Source organism: Mucilaginibacter sp. (assembly GCF_041663085.1).
Lineage (GTDB): Bacteria > Bacteroidota > Bacteroidia > Sphingobacteriales > Sphingobacteriaceae > Mucilaginibacter.
This window is the reverse complement of the sequence record NZ_JBAZRC010000105.1, coordinates 1-16776: the sequence shown is the minus strand read 5'-3', so window position 1 is coordinate 16776 and position 16776 is coordinate 1. Positions and strand designations below refer to the sequence as shown.

The window sequence follows — 16776 nt, the reverse complement described above, 5'->3', positions numbered from 1 at the left end:
TCGAAAAAAGTATCAGCAGCAGGCCGGCAAGCAAGCCGTACACCTTTTATGAAGGCCCGCCCAGCGCTAATGGTATGCCCGGTATTCACCACGTTATGGGGCGTAGCATTAAGGATATTTTTTGCCGTTACAAAACCCTAAAAGGTTTCCAGGTTAAGCGTAAAGGCGGCTGGGATACCCATGGTTTGCCTATTGAGCTTGCGGTTGAAAAATCGTTAGGCATCACTAAGGATGATATCGGAAAAAAAATAACTGTAAAAGAGTACAACGACGCCTGCCGTAAGGAGGTGATGCGTTATACCGATGTTTGGAACGACCTTACCCTGAAAATGGGCTACTGGGTTGATCTGGACAACCCGTATGTTACCTACGAGAACGAATACATCGAGAGCCTTTGGTGGATCCTGAAGCAGCTTTACAACAAAGACCTGCTGTACAAAGGTTACACCGTGCAGCCTTATTCGCCAAAATCAGGTACCGGCCTTAGCTCGCACGAGCTGAACCAGCCGGGCACTTACAAAATGGTGAAGGATACCACCATTGTTGCCCAATTTAAGGTAAAGAACGATAAAGATTCGGCGTTTTTATTTGACGGGGTTAACAGCGATGTATTTATCCTGGCCTGGACGACTACCCCCTGGACGCTTCCGTCAAACTGTGCTTTGGCCGTTGGCGAAGGCATCAGCTATGTACAAATAAACACTTTCAATCCTTATACATACGAGCCCATCAGCGTTGTATTGGCTAAGGATCTGGTGAAAAAGTATTTTAAGGCCGAAGGCGAGAACGCATCTTTTGAAGATTACAAAGGCGGCGATAAAATTATCCCCTGGACGCTTACAAGAGAATTTAAAGGCACCGACCTGTTGGGCATCCATTACGAGCAGTTAATGCCGTATGTAACCAATGCCGAGCTGGAGAAGAACGCCTTCCGCGTTATCCCGGCTGATTTTGTTACCACCGAGGATGGTACCGGCATTGTGCATACCGCATCTGTTTTTGGTGCGGATGACTTTAGGGCATGTAAGGAAAACAACGTGCCATCGGTAATGGTGAAGGACGAGAACGGGAAAGAAGTGCCTTTGGTTGATAAGCAAGGCCGCTTTGTAGAAGAGGTTACCGATTTTGCCGGCCGTTACGTTAAAGAAGAATATTATACTGATGCAGACCGCGCAGCAGAAGGTTTTAAACCGACTGATGTATTGATCTCCATCAAATTAAAAACAGAGAACAAAGCGTTCGACGTAAAAAAATATGAGCACAGCTACCCGCACTCGTGGCGTTCTGATGAACCGATACTATACTACCCGTTAGATAGCTGGTTTATCCGTACCACCGCGGTGAAGGATAAAATGGTTGCGCTGAACAAAACCATTAACTGGAAACCTGAAAGTACCGGTACAGGCCGTTTTGGTAACTGGCTGGAAAACCTGGTGGATTGGAACCTGTCGCGTTCACGCTACTGGGGTACCCCGCTGCCTATCTGGCGCGAAGAAGATGGTAAAGAAGAAAAGTGTATCGGTTCGATAGAAGAACTGAATGCTGAGATCGGGAAATCGATAGCGGCAGGTTTAATGCCTGCGGGCTTTAAACTGGAAGATATGCACCGCCCGTATGTGGATGATGTGATATTAACTTCGTCAACCGGCAAACGCATGATGCGCGAGCCCGACCTGATTGACGTTTGGTTTGATAGCGGCGCCATGCCTTATGCGCAATGGCACTTCCCTTTTGAGAACAAAGACGAATTTGCTGCTGCCTACCCGGCAGATTTTATTGCTGAGGGTGTTGACCAAACCCGCGGCTGGTTCTTTACCCTGCACGCCATTGCGGTGATGCTGAGCGAAGCCAGCGACGAGGTAAAGGCCGTAAACGAATTGGTTGGCAATAAAGGCGTAGCGTTTAAAAACGTGGTATCAAACGGATTGGTGCTGGATAAGAACGGCAACAAAATGTCTAAACGTTTGGGCAATGGCGTTGATCCGTTCGAGACTATTGAGCAGTTTGGTGCCGATGCGGCCCGCTGGTACATGATCAGTAACGCATCACCATGGGATAACCTGAAGTTTAACATTGAAGGGCTGGACGAGGTTCGCCGCAAGTTCTTCGGTACGCTGTATAATACTTACTCGTTCTTTGTGCTTTATGCCAATATCGATCAATTTAAGTACGAAGAAGCTGAGATAGCTCTTGATAAACGCCCTGAGCTTGACCGCTGGATCATATCATTATTAAACACCCTGAGCAAAGAGGTTGACGGTTTTTATGCTGATTTTGAACCAACCAAAGCTGCCCGCGCTATACAGGAATTTGTTGACGCACACTTTAGTAATTGGTATATCAGGTTAAGTCGCCGCCGTTTCTGGAGGTCAGATAATTCTGAAGATAAGCTATCGGCATACCAAACGCTTTATACCTGCCTGATCACCATCAGCAAATTAATGTCGCCTATTGCGCCTTTCTTTGCCGAGCGTTTATATACCGACCTGAACAGCGTTACCGGTAAAGAGGAATTTGAATCGGTACACCTGGCTTACTATCCGAAGTATCATAATGATTTAGTGGACGCTGACTTAGAAGAAAGCATGCAATTGGCACAGGATATAAGTTCTTTGGTTCTATCCATACGAAAGAAAATAGAAGTGCCTGTTCGCCGTCCATTAATGAAAATTCTTTTGCCGATATTGGATAAGAACTTCAAAGACAAGGTAGAGCGGGTAAAAGAACTCATATTATCCGAAACCAATGTCAAAAGCATTGAGTATATTACCGATGCAGCCGGTTTCATCAAAAAGAAGATAAAACCAAACTTTAAAGCCCTTGGTGCCAAGGTAGGTAAGGATATGAAGGATGTGGCTGCGGCTATCAATGCATTCGGACAAGAGCAGATATCGGAATTAGAAGCAAATGGCTCTATCTTGATACTTGATACTAAATACTCGATACTATTATCCGACGTAGAGATCATCGCTGAGGATGTTCCGGGATGGCAGGTTGCAAATTTAGGAAAACTAACCGTGGCTTTAGATGTTACGATAACCGACGAGCTGAAAGAGGAGGGTTATGCCCGCGAATTTGTAAACCGAGTTCAAACCGAACGTAAGAACAAAGAATTTGAAGTTACCGACAGGATAAACGTAGTTGTAAATTGCGGCCCCGAGATTTGGAAAGCATTGGAAAACAATTTATCCTATATTTGCGCCGAAATTTTAGCGGACAGCCTTGTGCTTGATAATCAGCTAACTGAAGGTACGAAAGTCGTTATTGACGAATATGAAATTTTGATTGCTATAAGTAAAAGTTAAATGGAAAACGAAAAAACAAGGTATTCTGATTCAGAATTAAAAGAATTTAAGGACCTATTATTAGAAAAATTACGCAGCTCTAAAGAAGAGTTGAACGCCCTGGCTACTTCATTAAGTTCGCCAAACGCGAACGGTACTGATGATACTGCCGGTACTTATAAAACACTGGAGGATGGATCTGCGACGTTGGAGAAAGAACAAATTAACCAGTTAGCTGCGCGCCAAAAGAAATTTATTGAGCAGTTAGAGGCTGCTTTAGTACGTATCGAAAATAAAACCTACGGTATTTGCCGCGAAACCGGTAAGCTTATCCCTAAAGAACGCTTGCGTGCAGTTCCGCACACAACGCTTACTATGGAAGCAAAATTGAAGCAATAAATGAAGGCAGCTTACACAAAACCTTTTTTAACTGCTGCTATTATTATCCTTGTTGACCAGATCATTAAGATCTGGGTAAGGGGCCACATGTCGTTAGGCGAGGAGATCCGTTTCCTTGGTAACCGTGGTATGCTCCATTACACCGAAAATAACGGCATGGCCTTTGGCATGGAGCTTGGCGGCGAGCTGGGCAAACTGGCCTTAACCCTCTTCCGTATTGTTGCGGTATGCGGCATAGGCTATGCGCTGGTATTCCTTATCAAGCACAAGTATCACCGTGGGTTGATCATGATGGTGGCTTTGATACTGGCTGGTGCGCTGGGTAATATTATCGATTCTACTTTTTACGGCATTATCTACAAATACGCGGGCTTGTTTCATGGCCGTGTAGTTGATATGTTTTACTTTCCGCTACTTACAGGTCAGTTCCCTAAATGGGTGCCAATATGGGGTGGCGAGGAATATATTTTCTTCCGCCCGGTATTTAACCTTGCCGATGCAGCCATATCAGTAGGTGTTATTATGATACTGCTAAACCAAAAGCGCTACTTTAAACATGAAGAGCCTGAAGTTAGCAGCCCTAACAGCGAAATGGTAGAAGAGTAAAACTTCTTATGTCACAAAAAAGCCCCGATTTATCGGGGCTTTTTTGTGACTGATTGCGCTGATTTGCAATCAGTGCTTAATATGGTTCGGGCGATTGCATCGCCATTATAGCGTCACAGACGCCTAACCATATTAAGCACTCGTCGCAGACGAGCAAGTCGTATCGTCGTCATTAAACCAAACCACCCAAGCCCTGTCTCACACAATATTAACAAGTAGTGCCATCTTCTTTAATGATTTTATTAACTTGCACTTGTAAACCAATACACTCCTGATGAAAAAGTTCCTGATATTGATCTCTATGCTTTCGCCTGTGCTGGGTATCGCGCAGAAAAAGCCGGTATTCCCAAAAACGTTTGATCTGATTGTTGGCGCTTATACCAGCGGCAACAGTAAAGGCATTGCCGTTTACCGCTTTTATACCGAAACCGGCAGACTGGCCTATTTAAACCAGATAGATAATGTAAGCAACCCATCGTACTTAGCGGTATCAAAAAACAACAAATTTGTTTACGCCGTAAACGAGAACGATCAGGGCGAGGTAAGCTCATTTAGCTTTGAGCCAAAAACAGGTAAATTAACCTTCATCAATAAAGTATCAACATTAGGCGGTTCGCCATGTTATGTTTCGGTTGATAAAAACCAGAAGAACCTTTTTGTAGCCAATTATTCGGGCGGTAATATTGCGGTATTGCCTTTAAACGAGGATGGCTCGATAGGTGCGGCTGTGCAAACCATAAAAGACGACGGCCACGGCCCAAACAAGGAGCGCCAGGAAAAAGCACACGTGCATACCGCCGTGCTATCGCCGGATGAAAAATATGTGTTGTATACCGATCTGGGTACCGATAAAATAAACATCACCAAATATAAAGGGGGTAAAAATAACCCTATTGTGCCTGCAAACCCTGCGTTTGTAAGTGTAACCCCGGGTTATGGCCCGCGCCACCTGGCTTTCTCAAACGATAAGAAAACCATGTACCTGGTAACCGAGATGGGTAGTTCGGTAATTGTGTTTGATTATAACAACGGCAAGCCAAAACAAAGACAGGATATTACATTGTTGCCTGATGGGTTTAAAGGCCAAACCGGCGCTGCCGATATTCATATTTCGCCAAACGGGCTGTTCCTGTATGCTACCAACCGTGGCGATGCCAATGATATTTCGGTATTCAGCATAAACCAGGAAAATGGCGAGCTTACTTTTATAGAGCGTAAGCCATCTGGCGGTAAAGGCCCGCGTAATTTTATTATTGACCCCACAGGTAAATTTCTGATCGTAGCGCACCAAAATAGCGATAACATCACCGTTTGGCGTTTAGATGAAACAACTGGAAAAATAATGCAGGCCGTTACACGTATAGAGGTTGGCAACCCGGTATGCCTGCAATTTGCACCGGCTATGTAATTCAAAAATAAAAATTCAAAAATTCTGGCGATTAAATAAAGAAGCCGGAGGTGATATCACCTCCGGCTTCTTTATTTTTGAATTTTGACTTTTAAGTTTTTACTTAATTATTGCGCTTTGGTAAACGAGTATATAATGTAGCCATTGCTGTTACCAATTGCTATCGGCGAGCGCAGGCTCATGTTAGCATTATCAATACTGCCGATATCTAAACGGTAACCTTCCTGTACATTTTTGGCTTTATCGCCCTGGTAAAGTTTTTTAAACTGAAATTGGGTGCCGGTACTGCCGCCGTTAAACACCGACCAGAAAATGGTTTGCGATGCACCATTCTGTAAGGTATAGATACCGTTACCACTGTTGGTGAATTTCCAGGTGCTGCCTACAAAATCACTCGGTGCTGCCTGGTCAAATACATTATGTACAGCTCCGGGTAGCAACCCATCGTAGCTTACGTTGGTTAGCGTCCAGGTGCCTACAAACTTACCGCGCGATATGCTGCTGCCTGATGTTGTAGATGCCGTTGTGTTTTGTGGCGTTGAACAAGCCGAAAAAATAAAGGTTAAGGCTAAAATGGCAAGGGATGTTTGAAATATCTTTTTCATGTTCTATCTTATAAATAATATGTGTTATTTGGTGTACTAACACAAATCAAGCCAAAAGGTTATAATAATATTACGATTTGCAGTTTGATATTTCTTGTTTGCTTTGTTCTATGATCTCTTTATAATAGTTTTCATACAAAGGCATAATATTAGCAAGCTCCAATTCTTTAGCGCGCTTTAGGGCATTCTCCTTAAATTGGTTTAGCCTGTCCTCGTCCTCCAGTATATAAATGGCTTTTTCGGCCATGCCATCTACGTCGCCAATGTCAAGTAAAAAGCCGGTAACGCCTTCAATATTAAGTTCGGGCAAGCCACCTGCATTACTGCTTATAACCGGCACCTTGCAGGCCATGGCCTCTAATGCCGCCAAACCAAAACTTTCTGATTGTGATGGCATCAGGAATAAGTCTGACACCGAAAGGATCTCTTCAATAGCATCCTGCTTGCCTAAAAAGCGTACATGTTCGGCTATACCCAGGTCGCGGCATAAGCGTTCGCATAACGAGCGTTCGCCGCCATCACCTACCATCAATAATTTGGATGGGATCTTCTCTATCACTTTGGCAAACATCTTTACCACATCTTCGGTACGTTTTACCTTACGGAAGTTGGATGTATGCACCAAAACCTTTTCGCCATTTGGCGCTATGGCTTTTTTAAAGTGATCTTTAGGTTTAAGGCTAAAACGGGTAAGGTCAATAAAGTTAGGGATCACCTTTATATCCTTTTCAATTTTAAAGTACTTGTAGGTATCGTTTTTTAGATGTTCTGATACCGCCGTCACCCCATCACTTTGATTGATGGAGAAGGTAACCACCGGTTTGTAGGTACTATCCTGCCCAACAAGAGTAATATCGGTACCGTGCAGAGTAGTGATAAATGGAATAGAGATGCCGTAAGTGGCCAATATTTGTTTAGCCATAAATGCTGCCGAAGCATGCGGGATGGCGTAATGTACGTGTAGCAGGTCAAGTTTTTCAAATCTTACTACATCAACCAGGCGGCTGGCCAATGCCAGTTCATAAGGTGGGTAATCAAACAAAGGGTATTGCGATACCGATACCTCATGGTAAAAAAGGTTCTCCGAAAAAAAATCAAGCCGGGCTGGCTGGTTGTAGGTTACAAAGTGAATTTGATGCCCGCGGTCTGCAAGGGCCTTACCTAATTCTGTTGCAACAACCCCGCTTCCGCCAAAGGTGGGATAACAAACTATTCCTATTTTCATTTGTGTGATACGCTTTAAGCCCTAACCGATGTTAGTTTATTTAACACTGATAATGAGCATGCAAGTTTAACAGCAATTTATTGTAAAAGTGTTACCCGTATGTAAAATGATTGATGCGGTTAGTAAGTCGAAAGTGAAAAGTCGAAAGTAATACTTGTGGCCCAATTACCCAATTACAGCGAAGCGTAATGACTCAATGACTAATTTAAGCAACTCCTGCTACCCATTTAATAAGGGAGGCATTCACCAGGTTATTAATAGCATTAAGTGCGGCGCTGCTTTTTGATGTTTTTTGTAGGTCGGCGTGGTATATCATGTGGTGTACACCCAAAACCTTCAGGGTTGCATCGGCAGTGATACTTTCTGTACGTTTATAGCAGCAAATTTTAATGTGTTTATAGAAAACGTTGGTTTGTAAGCGGCGTAGTACACGTTCGAGGTTACCTGACATGTGTGCATGGTCAAACAAAATAACATCGGGTTTTAATTCGTGTATTGACGGAAATATTGAGGCTATTACCGAAATGTGTTTCACGTTATCGTACTCGGCCAGTAATTGGTCGGGGAAAGCCTGCGGAGCTACCAGAAGTACTCTCTTAGAACGGGTACGTATCATGCTCAATCCATTTGGGGGACGTAAATATAAAATCTATATTTTACAATACCAACCCCTTTGAGCGGAAATTAATATTTAATTAACTGTTAATGAACGGGTCGCGCGTCCGCTGTGTCTACGGCATTACGTCCGGTTGGGTCGGCATTGCCTTTGTTCAGGCTATCTTTTTTGGCAGTGTCGGCCGCCCGGGTATTGTTAGGGTCGCCGGTACCGGCTTTGGCAACGGTGTCTTTTGTGCCGCCGAGGGTTGCGTTACTGCGGTCGCCGCAGGCGGTAATTGATGCAGCTAAAAATATGATGGCTGCTGTAAATCGTATGGCTTTCATGGTAATACGAGTGTTGGTGTAATCATGTAAACAGGCCTGTAAAATAAATGTTTCATAGCCTAAAACAAAAAAGCAGGCCCGGAAACAGGCCTGCTTTTATATATAGCGGGTTAATTATTTTATCTCGAATGTAGCGTTGACCTGGAAGCTAAGTTTGATCTTTTTAACATCGATATCCGATTCAGGGGTGGCCGAATCTGCCGCTGCTCCTTTAAATTGCACCGCGTACATTCTTGGTTGCGGGAAACTGCTGTTATCACTTTCGGTGATGTTTAGTACGCTGCCCAGTTTATCGCCGAGGCCATTAACTAAAAAAGCTGCTTTATCACGGGCGCCTATCAGCGCTTTCAGTTTTAAGCCATTTTTAATTTCATTGATCTTTGAGTAATCATAGCTGTCGATATTGGTGCTTTGTATGCCTTTTGCATCAAGCTTGCTCAGTATCTGGTCAAATTTATTCAAATCATGAAACTTGATATTGTACTGTTTACTTGCCAAAAAATCGGGGTTTTTCTTTTTCTCGGTTTGGTAGTTCCATGACGACAGGCTGTTAATGGTAAAATCCTCTTTAGCTATACCTGCTTCGGCAACTGCTTTTTCCAGTTGTTTTTCCAGCTGCGAAATGGTCACCTTGGTTTTACCATTCATGTATTCCCTTAAAGAAACAGATACGTTGATGATATCCGGAGTAACCTCCTGCTCGGCAATGCCGGTAACTTCAATTTTACGGCGCAGGTCTGCGCTTTGTGCGAATGCCCCAAATGTTGTAGCAACTAATGCGGCTATTAAGAATAATTTTTTCATAAGTATTAAATATGTATAATGTGTAGAGTTAATTACGTGCAAAAAGTTTAATCTGTAACACGCATAAATAATAAATGTGTAACCCAAAACAGGATTGGGTGTTTTAATATGGTGATAATAAAGAGGGTAGCAGAGGAAAAATATTTAATAATATTTTCTTTTCGACCCCAACCCTTCATTGCGATGTATGAAGCAATCTCCAGATAGGCCAAGCCGAATGCAGGGCGGTTATGTATAGTCTTGAGATTGCTTCGTACCCGTCAGTAATGACGCTTGGGGAGAGAAAAGGCAGCCACACAAAAAAGCCCGGATAAACCGGGCTATATATTATATCAAATGTTTTAATTGTATCACTTCCTTCTCGTCCAGGTATCTCCAACGGCCGCGGGGAAGGTCTTTTTTGGTTAGGTTGGCGTAAACAGAACGGTCAAGCTTAACCACATCATAACCTAATGATTCAAAGATACGGCGCACAATACGGTTTTTACCGCTGTGGATCTGGATGCCGATCTCCTTTTTAGTACCACCTGTTACGTATGATATGCTATCCGGTTTTATTAAACCATCCTCAAGTTCAAGGCCAAAACTAATTTTATTCAGGTCACCTTGTGTAAGGGCTTTGTTCAGCTCAACCAGGTATAATTTGGTAACGCTGTTACGTGGGTGCGATAATTTATCGGCCAGGTCGCCATCGTTGGTCATTAATAACAAACCGGTAGTATTACGGTCAAGGCGGCCAACCGGGTAGATGCGTTCTTTGCTGGCTTTATCAACCAAATGCATAACGGTACGGCGCTCTTGTGGGTCGTCGGTAGTGGTAATGTAGTCCTTTGGTTTATTTAAAAGCACGTAGATCATTTTCTCGCGTTTTAAAGCCTCGCCGTTGTAGCGTACCAGGTCTTTAAGCGGGTCAACTTTGTGACCAAGCTCAGATATCACTTCACCGTTTACTGATACCACGCCTGCAGCGATCAGTTCGTCGGCCTTACGGCGGCTACAGATGCCTGCATTGGCAATATAACGATTAAGGCGTATCAGGCCGTCGTCTTTAGCTTTAACAACCGGGTTTTTACGGCCACGCATAGTTGGCTTAGATGGTGTATCATCACCCTCGCGTTTACGAAAACCGGTAGATGTACTTGGAAAATCTTTAGTGCCCCCGCGTGTGCCGCCAAACTTTTTATCGCCACCAAAGCTTTTCTTTGGTCCGCCTTCGCGGGTTCCGTATGGGCGTTTTTCGCCGCCTTCAGTGTCAAAGCTTTTCTTTGGCCCGTCGGTACCGGCAGGTCGCCTGTTAAATGGCTTATCGCCGGCAACCGGGTTTTTGCGCGCACCATATGATGCAGGGCCTAAACTTGGTTTGCGGTAAGTGCTGCCTTCGCCGTCTGATGATTGCGGGCGGCCACTGTATGGTTTATCTCTTGGGGTAAAGTTTTTGCGTTCGCCGGATGGTGCATCGCCGAAGCTTCTTTTTGGGCGGTCGCTATCTGCCGGGCGGCCGCTGTATGGCCTGCCTTTTGGCACAAATGCTTTTTTATCGCCAAATGATGACGGGCCTGCACCATAGCTTTTCTTTGGCCTTTCGCTGCCTTCAGAATCTGTATTTGGTTTTGAATAGGCAGATCCCCTTTTATCTACCGAGAAGTTTTTTTTGCCATCTGTACGGCCTGCGCCGAAGGGTTTCCCTGTGGAGGAAGATGATGGTCTTTTTGCGTTTTCGCTACCACTTTTTGAGCGGCCCGATGATTTGTTGGGCCTGTCGTCGCGACTACCTGCTGGTCTTTTAAATACCATAATTTTTTGTTTTGCGCTTTCGCAGCGTGAGGGTCAAAAGTACAACATTTTAACCAAAAAAACAACTTTTTAATAGGGTTCAAAATGTACGTTTAAACCACTTTAAACAGCGATTTTTGGCCGCTTTTAAAATCCTCAAAACACTAAGGCAATTGCAAGTGTTTGATAATCTGCTTTATATAACGTACCTTTGCAGCACATCATACCAAAAAGTATAATTAATGAGTAAAATTGAAATGACTAAAAAACACTTAATTACGTGCTCCGTAATCTTGGTGCTGGTTATCATTTCCAGGCTTAACATTTTCAGTACCGACCCGGTTTACCCTGTAAAATACATCGCCCACACACCTTCAAAATTGCTCTTCAGCCTACCTGCTGAAGCAGCCGAAGAGGCATTTAGTTTTGCAGATGAGGCCCTGCCGGTAAACGACAAAAAAGTAGATTTTAAATTAAAAAAATCAATAGCGAAACACGGGTACAAAAACATTCAGTCGAACGTTTTGCACTCAAAAGCCGATAAGATGTTTCCTATCATCGAGCCTATCTTAAAAGCCTATGGCATCCCGGAGGATTTTAAGTATATCCCGCTGGTAGAGTCGGGCTTAAAAGGAGGTACATCGCCCAAGGGCGCACGTGGCGTTTGGCAGTTTATGCCCGGCACCGCACGCACTTACGGGCTAAGGGTTAACAAGAGTAAAGATGAGCGCCTTAACCTGCGCAAATCCACCATTGCTGCCTGCAAGTACATTAAAGAACTGTACGGTGAGTTTAACAGCTGGACATTGGCCGCTGCCGCTTACAACAACGGTTCTGTTAAACTGGAACGCGCCATTCATAAGCAAAATGAGGATAACTATTTCCGCATGACGCTTAACCGCGAAACCGGTTCATACGTTTACAAGATTATTGCTATGAAAGAGATCATCAGTAATCCTGCTAAATATGGTTATAAAAACTTTTATAGCTATATGCAAAAACCAACTCCCTTTTTAGGGCTGTATAACAATTAAAGAAATTTAATTATTACGGAGCACATTCAAAAAGCCATCCCGGACGGGGTGGCTTTTTTTGTATAATACCACCAAGGGGAACTTAATACACAGCCCGTATGTACTAAAGAGCACAGACTAAAAATAACATACTACGTATCATTTACATTTTTCGGAAATGTAGTAATAGTAACCATCACAAACGCCGGCTTACCAATGGCTACTAAAGATTATATAAACGATATGTTTTGGATATGAAAAATAATTAAAAAAGTATTCAACCGAAAACCAAGGCTGCACCAATATCCGTATTTAGAGTAATACCGCGCCGATACTATCACCCCCTATTTAAAAAGCAGCACGCCGGGCTTGCGTTTAAACGCTATTTTTTACCATACAAACTGATATGCTATGAAGAATTTAGAGCATGCCTTAAGATATTTACATGCAGTAGAAAAAAAGTATAAGGAATATTTCACAACGCACCGCCTAAAAATAACCGATTGTGTGGCTCTCACCAACTCGGGTAATACTGTTAATGTGGATATAATAAACAATGCTTTGCCGGCTAACATTAAGGATGATATTAAGGCCATGTTTTGGATATAGGTGCGAATGCTTTTGAGTAGTAGCGAAGCGCTAAAACATTACGATAGCTGGCATTCTTAGCGTTTAATTTGGGCGTTTCCTTCAGGCCAGGCTTTCCGCTTATACTGCGCAGGCATTAGACACGGGCAGGTATCTGCTTTAATCCATAACGCGACGGATTAAAGGGAGATAATGCCTGCGATGGAGCCGGGCCCCTCTCCGGAAAAGTAAAAAAAAGCCCCCTCTGTGCAAAGAGGGGGCAGGTGAGTAAACTCACATAAGGTTATGTTACAATTTCAGTTTTACAAAGTATAACCTGTTATGATCTGTTGTATTGGTAGCCGGTAATACTTTTTGGGCAAAGCCGCTTGCGCCGTTATCAACCACACCAAAATCATCATCGTTTGATATCACGAGGATGTTGCCTTTTAACAGTGCAATACCTTCGGCTTTATCGTGTGGGTAAACGGTTGGCAAGTCTTTTAGCAGATCGAGCGCTAAAGTTTTGGTAACAGGCACAATACCTGCGCCTTGCAAACCCGCGGCATCCACTAATTCCTCTACTGTTTTGCCACCGTAAAGCTTGCCTGTAGCGCTGTTCGCAGCGTCAGAAATATCGGTAGCCTTGCTGATATCTATCTTAAAGATTTTTTTAAAAGTAGCCGGGTTGGTTGGCGCGCCGCCATAAAGGCCATCTCGCTCGATAGTTAAAAATGTAGTGGCGTTAATCGCTGTTATTTCGCTGCAGCCGGTAAGCGTTGGGTTTTCCATTAAGTAGGCGTATTGTTTGGTTGCGCCCGTAGCAATATCAAAGGTTAAGATCCTTAAAACTACCGAATTGCCAATAGCCGCTTTTGAAGGATTATACATGGGCGACTGCATTAAGCCAACCAGTGTTTTACCATCAGGTGTAACGGTTAAACCTTCCATGCCGCGGTTAGCCCTGCGTTTCGCAAACACTAATGGTATTTTACGGCCTCCGGTGCCACTTCCAAACGGGTTTATGCGCTCAATGGTTTTACCGGTAGCATCAAAATGTGCTATATGCGGGCCATATTCGTCACTTATCCAAAACGAGCCATCGGCCGCTAATACCATGCCTTCCGAATCGATGCCATCTGCGCTTGGCTGTAATATGGTACCATTAAGGTCGTAAGGTACTTCGCCTGTACTGCCCTGGCCAACCGGGTTTGGTAAGCCGTTTAGTTTACCGCCGGTAGCATTTTTTAGTTCGATGGTTTGCTCCAGGTATAATTTGCCGTTTTTTAACCTGAATTTGCCTATAGCCGGCGTAAAATCGGGCTTGCCCAAAATAATAGAGTTAGCAATAGTACCGGCTACGTTTGGCCCGCGGTCTGTAAGCATATAAAATACGGCAGGGTCATTAGGGTCGGCAGCAACAGATGAGCCAAAGCCGCCATTGTAAACTTTTACGCCCGTTGAAGTGGTAAATAGTAAAGCAGGGTCGGCAGCTTCTGCCATATCCGGATAGGTAACCGCTGGCGGCGATACCGTATCGGTATTATTTTTTTTGCAGGCTGTTAAACTCACAGCGGCAATAGCGAAAATACTAAGTAAAGATTTTTTCATTTGATAAATTATGGCTTGTTTATTTTTGCAAAGCAAGCCTGGTTGTGTAAACCCATGGTTAACTTAAAAACAAATGTTTTACAGCACGGACAACGTGTTGACGGTGAGGGTAAAATTTTACATTAAACAGTTCATTCCCGCCAGTGCTAATGCTTTAAATCACCGACGTTTTTGCGTATATTTGCGAAAAATTTTAGTAATTAGTGCCGGTGTAAAAACCTATACGGCATTTATGCTGTTTCCATAAAAGTATATGAGCGAAAAAACGTTAGATCTGGGCGAGCAAAGTGAAGTTGAAGTTTATGGTGCCCGGGTACATAATTTAAAAAATATAGATGTTTCGTTTCCGCGTAATAAGCTGGTTGTTATAACCGGGTTAAGCGGCAGCGGTAAATCATCATTAGCATTCGATACTATTTATGCCGAGGGGCAGCGCCGTTATATGGAAACATTTTCGGCCTACTCACGCCAGTTTATGGGCGGTATGGAAAGGCCGGATGTTGATAAAGTATCGGGCCTTAGTCCGGTTATTGCCATTGAGCAAAAAACCACCAGCAAAAACCCGCGCAGTACCGTTGGTACTATTACCGAGATATACGACTTTATGCGTTTGCTTTTTGCCCGTGCTGGCGATGCCTACAGCTACACCACCGGCGAGAAAATGGAACGCATGAGCGAGGAGCAGATCCTGAAAACCATTTTCGAAAAGTTTGACGGGCAGCCGGTGAACATCCTGGCACCCGTGGTAAAAGCCCGTAAAGGCCATTACCGTGAACTTTTTGAGCAGATACGCAAGCAAGGTTATTTGAAGGTTTACATTGACGGCGCTATTGCCGATGTGGAAGCCAAAATGCAGGTAGACCGTTACAAAATTCACGATATTGATATTGTGGTTGACCGCCTGATGGTGAGCGAAGCCGACAGTAAGCGACTGTATACTTCGGTACAATCGGCCCTGAAAATAGCTAAGGGCATTATCCGCATTGCCGATAAGGATAACAACGTGTTTTACTTTAGTAAATATTTGATGGACCCGGTATCGGGCATCTCATATGATGAGCCGCAGCCAAATACTTTCTCGTTCAACTCGCCGTATGGGGCCTGCGAAAAGTGTAACGGACTGGGTTATATATTCGAAGTAGATGAAGCATCGGTTATACCAAACCCAAAACTGAGCATCCTTAACGGTGGCCTTGCCCCAATAGGTGAGTACCGCGAAACCTGGATCTTTCAGGTGTTGAAGGCGCTGGCCAAAAAATATGAATTCTCGCTATCAACCCCGATAGAGAAACTAACCCGCGACCAGTTGGATATAATATTGAACGGTTCGCCGGATATGATCAGCGTAGCGGTTGAATACAATAAATGGAACGTGCAAAACTACCAGATCTCGTTTGATGGTATCATCCGGATGCTGGAAGAGCAGCAGGAACGACGCAACGACGAGGGGATGGACGATATGGAAAACTATCGTGTATTGCGTACCTGCCCTACCTGCGAAGGCGCCCGTTTAAAAAAGGAATCGCTGCACTTTAAGGTTGATCAAAAGAATATTTTTGAGCTGGCCTGCATGGATATCACCACGCTTGATAAGTGGTACACCGGCTTAGAGGACAGGCTGAGCGAACGCCAGAACGTTATTGCTAAAGAGATATTAAAAGAAATTCGCGCTCGTATTGGCTTTTTGCTGGATGTGGGCCTGAGCTACTTAACCTTAGACCGTACCGCCAAAACCCTTTCTGGGGGTGAGGCGCAGCGTATTAGGCTGGCCACGCAGATAGGCTCGCAGCTGATGAACGTAATGTACATTTTGGATGAGCCAAGTATAGGCTTACATCAGCGCGATAACGAACGTTTAATAAATGCGCTTAAAAACCTGCGCGACCTGGGTAACACCGTTTTGGTTGTAGAGCACGATAAAGACATGATACTGGAAGCCGACCATGTGATAGATATGGGCCCGGCAGCAGGCGTACATGGTGGCCAGATTGTTGCCCAGGGTACACCTGCCGAACTGATGAGCCATCATACACTCACCACATCCTACATCAACGGCGAGCGGGAAATTGCTATCCCAGAGCAACGCCGCGAGGGGAATGGTAAAATATTATCGCTTAAAAAAGCAACCGGCCATAACCTGAAGAAGGTTTCTGTCGATTTTCCGTTGGGTAAATTGATTGGGGTAACCGGCGTATCGGGTAGTGGTAAATCGAGTTTAATAACCGAAACACTGTACCCTATACTGAACCATCACTTCTTCCGTGCCAAAAAGCATCCGCTGCCTTATGAAAAAATTGAAGGATTGGAGAATATTGATAAAGTAATTGAGATAGACCAAACACCAATTGGCCGTACACCGCGATCAAACCCGGCTACATATACAGGTGTATTCTCCGATATACGCAACTTGTTTGTGGCGCTGCCCGAGTCGAGGATACGTGGGTACAAACCCGGCCGCTTCTCGTTCAACGTAAAGGGTGGCCGTTGCGAAACCTGCCAGGGTGCAGGCCAAAAGGTGATAGAAATGAATTTTTTACCT

14 protein-coding genes are annotated in these 16776 nt (G+C 44.2%); 7 read left to right on the top strand and 7 right to left on the bottom strand.

The window, feature by feature from the left end:
- The 4 genes from ileS to WC615_RS16835 all read left to right on the top strand — a co-directional run.
- The coding region (ileS, locus tag WC615_RS16850; RefSeq protein WP_372979244.1) for an isoleucine--tRNA ligase at positions 1-3305 on the top strand (3305 nt) is incomplete at its 5' end.
- Complete coding sequence (locus tag WC615_RS16845) at positions 3306-3683, top strand: TraR/DksA C4-type zinc finger protein (RefSeq protein WP_067055645.1); 378 nt, start codon at positions 3306-3308, stop codon at positions 3681-3683. It begins immediately after the preceding gene.
- Positions 3684-4289 (top strand): lipoprotein signal peptidase, encoded by a 606-nt coding sequence (locus tag WC615_RS16840; protein ID WP_191177090.1) that lies wholly within the window; start codon positions 3684-3686, stop codon positions 4287-4289.
- Between the two features lie 274 nt (positions 4290-4563).
- Positions 4564-5697: a lactonase family protein gene (locus WC615_RS16835; RefSeq protein WP_372979243.1), complete on the top strand. Its 1134-nt coding sequence runs from the start codon at positions 4564-4566 to the stop codon at positions 5695-5697.
- 107 nt (positions 5698-5804) lie between these two features.
- Here WC615_RS16835 and WC615_RS16830 read toward each other — a convergent pair whose 3' ends face one another.
- From WC615_RS16830 to WC615_RS16805, 6 genes are all read right to left on the bottom strand, one after another.
- Positions 5805-6302: a hypothetical protein gene (locus WC615_RS16830; protein ID WP_372979242.1), complete on the bottom strand. Its 498-nt coding sequence runs from the start codon at positions 6300-6302 to the stop codon at positions 5805-5807.
- A 70-nt stretch (positions 6303-6372) separates the two neighbouring features.
- Positions 6373-7527 carry an N-acetyl-alpha-D-glucosaminyl L-malate synthase BshA gene (bshA, locus tag WC615_RS16825; RefSeq protein ID WP_372979241.1) on the bottom strand — a complete coding sequence of 385 codons (1155 nt, stop codon included), beginning with the start codon at positions 7525-7527 and terminating at the stop codon, positions 6373-6375.
- A gap of 205 nt (positions 7528-7732) precedes the next feature.
- Positions 7733-8143 carry a hypothetical protein gene (locus WC615_RS16820; RefSeq protein WP_372979240.1) on the bottom strand — a complete coding sequence of 137 codons (411 nt, stop codon included), beginning with the start codon at positions 8141-8143 and terminating at the stop codon, positions 7733-7735.
- An 86-nt stretch (positions 8144-8229) separates the two neighbouring features.
- Positions 8230-8469: a hypothetical protein gene (locus tag WC615_RS16815; RefSeq protein WP_372979239.1), complete on the bottom strand. Its 240-nt coding sequence runs from the start codon at positions 8467-8469 to the stop codon at positions 8230-8232.
- 114 nt (positions 8470-8583) lie between these two features.
- Positions 8584-9273, bottom strand: a complete 690-nt coding sequence (locus tag WC615_RS16810) for an SIMPL domain-containing protein (RefSeq protein ID WP_372979238.1) — start codon at positions 9271-9273, stop codon at positions 8584-8586.
- 327 nt (positions 9274-9600) lie between these two features.
- Positions 9601-11067 (bottom strand): pseudouridine synthase, encoded by a 1467-nt coding sequence (locus tag WC615_RS16805; protein WP_372979237.1) that lies wholly within the window; start codon positions 11065-11067, stop codon positions 9601-9603.
- 221 nt (positions 11068-11288) lie between these two features.
- On the opposite strand from WC615_RS16805, the gene WC615_RS16800 reads away from it, so the two are divergent.
- Positions 11289-12080: a lytic transglycosylase domain-containing protein gene (locus WC615_RS16800; protein ID WP_372979236.1), complete on the top strand. Its 792-nt coding sequence runs from the start codon at positions 11289-11291 to the stop codon at positions 12078-12080.
- A 390-nt stretch (positions 12081-12470) separates the two neighbouring features.
- Positions 12471-12668 (top strand): hypothetical protein, encoded by a 198-nt coding sequence (locus WC615_RS16795; RefSeq protein ID WP_372979235.1) that lies wholly within the window; start codon positions 12471-12473, stop codon positions 12666-12668.
- A 267-nt stretch (positions 12669-12935) separates the two neighbouring features.
- Here WC615_RS16795 and WC615_RS16790 read toward each other — a convergent pair whose 3' ends face one another.
- Complete coding sequence (locus WC615_RS16790) at positions 12936-14237, bottom strand: esterase-like activity of phytase family protein (protein ID WP_372979234.1); 1302 nt, start codon at positions 14235-14237, stop codon at positions 12936-12938.
- 253 nt (positions 14238-14490) lie between these two features.
- Here WC615_RS16790 and uvrA point away from each other — a divergent pair.
- Positions 14491-16776 (top strand): excinuclease ABC subunit UvrA (gene uvrA / locus WC615_RS16785; protein WP_372979233.1); only part of this gene is annotated, 2286 nt, incomplete at its 3' end.

Excerpts from the sequence above, each read along its gene's own strand:
- WC615_RS16845 (WP_067055645.1), top strand. The coding sequence starts at position 3,306 with ATGGAAAACGAAAAAACAAGGTATTCTGATTCAGAATTAAAAGAATTT.
- WC615_RS16840 (WP_191177090.1), top strand. The coding sequence starts at position 3,684 with ATGAAGGCAGCTTACACAAAACCTTTTTTAACTGCTGCTATTATTATC.
- WC615_RS16835 (WP_372979243.1), top strand. The coding sequence starts at position 4,564 with ATGAAAAAGTTCCTGATATTGATCTCTATGCTTTCGCCTGTGCTGGGT.
- WC615_RS16830 (WP_372979242.1), bottom strand. The coding sequence starts at position 6,302 with ATGAAAAAGATATTTCAAACATCCCTTGCCATTTTAGCCTTAACCTTT.
- bshA (WP_372979241.1), bottom strand. The coding sequence starts at position 7,527 with ATGAAAATAGGAATAGTTTGTTATCCCACCTTTGGCGGAAGCGGGGTT.
- WC615_RS16820 (WP_372979240.1), bottom strand. The coding sequence starts at position 8,143 with ATGATACGTACCCGTTCTAAGAGAGTACTTCTGGTAGCTCCGCAGGCT.
- WC615_RS16815 (WP_372979239.1), bottom strand. The coding sequence starts at position 8,469 with ATGAAAGCCATACGATTTACAGCAGCCATCATATTTTTAGCTGCATCA.
- WC615_RS16810 (WP_372979238.1), bottom strand. The coding sequence starts at position 9,273 with ATGAAAAAATTATTCTTAATAGCCGCATTAGTTGCTACAACATTTGGG.
- WC615_RS16805 (WP_372979237.1), bottom strand. The coding sequence starts at position 11,067 with ATGGTATTTAAAAGACCAGCAGGTAGTCGCGACGACAGGCCCAACAAA.
- WC615_RS16800 (WP_372979236.1), top strand. The coding sequence starts at position 11,289 with ATGAGTAAAATTGAAATGACTAAAAAACACTTAATTACGTGCTCCGTA.
- WC615_RS16795 (WP_372979235.1), top strand. The coding sequence starts at position 12,471 with ATGAAGAATTTAGAGCATGCCTTAAGATATTTACATGCAGTAGAAAAA.
- WC615_RS16790 (WP_372979234.1), bottom strand. The coding sequence starts at position 14,237 with ATGAAAAAATCTTTACTTAGTATTTTCGCTATTGCCGCTGTGAGTTTA.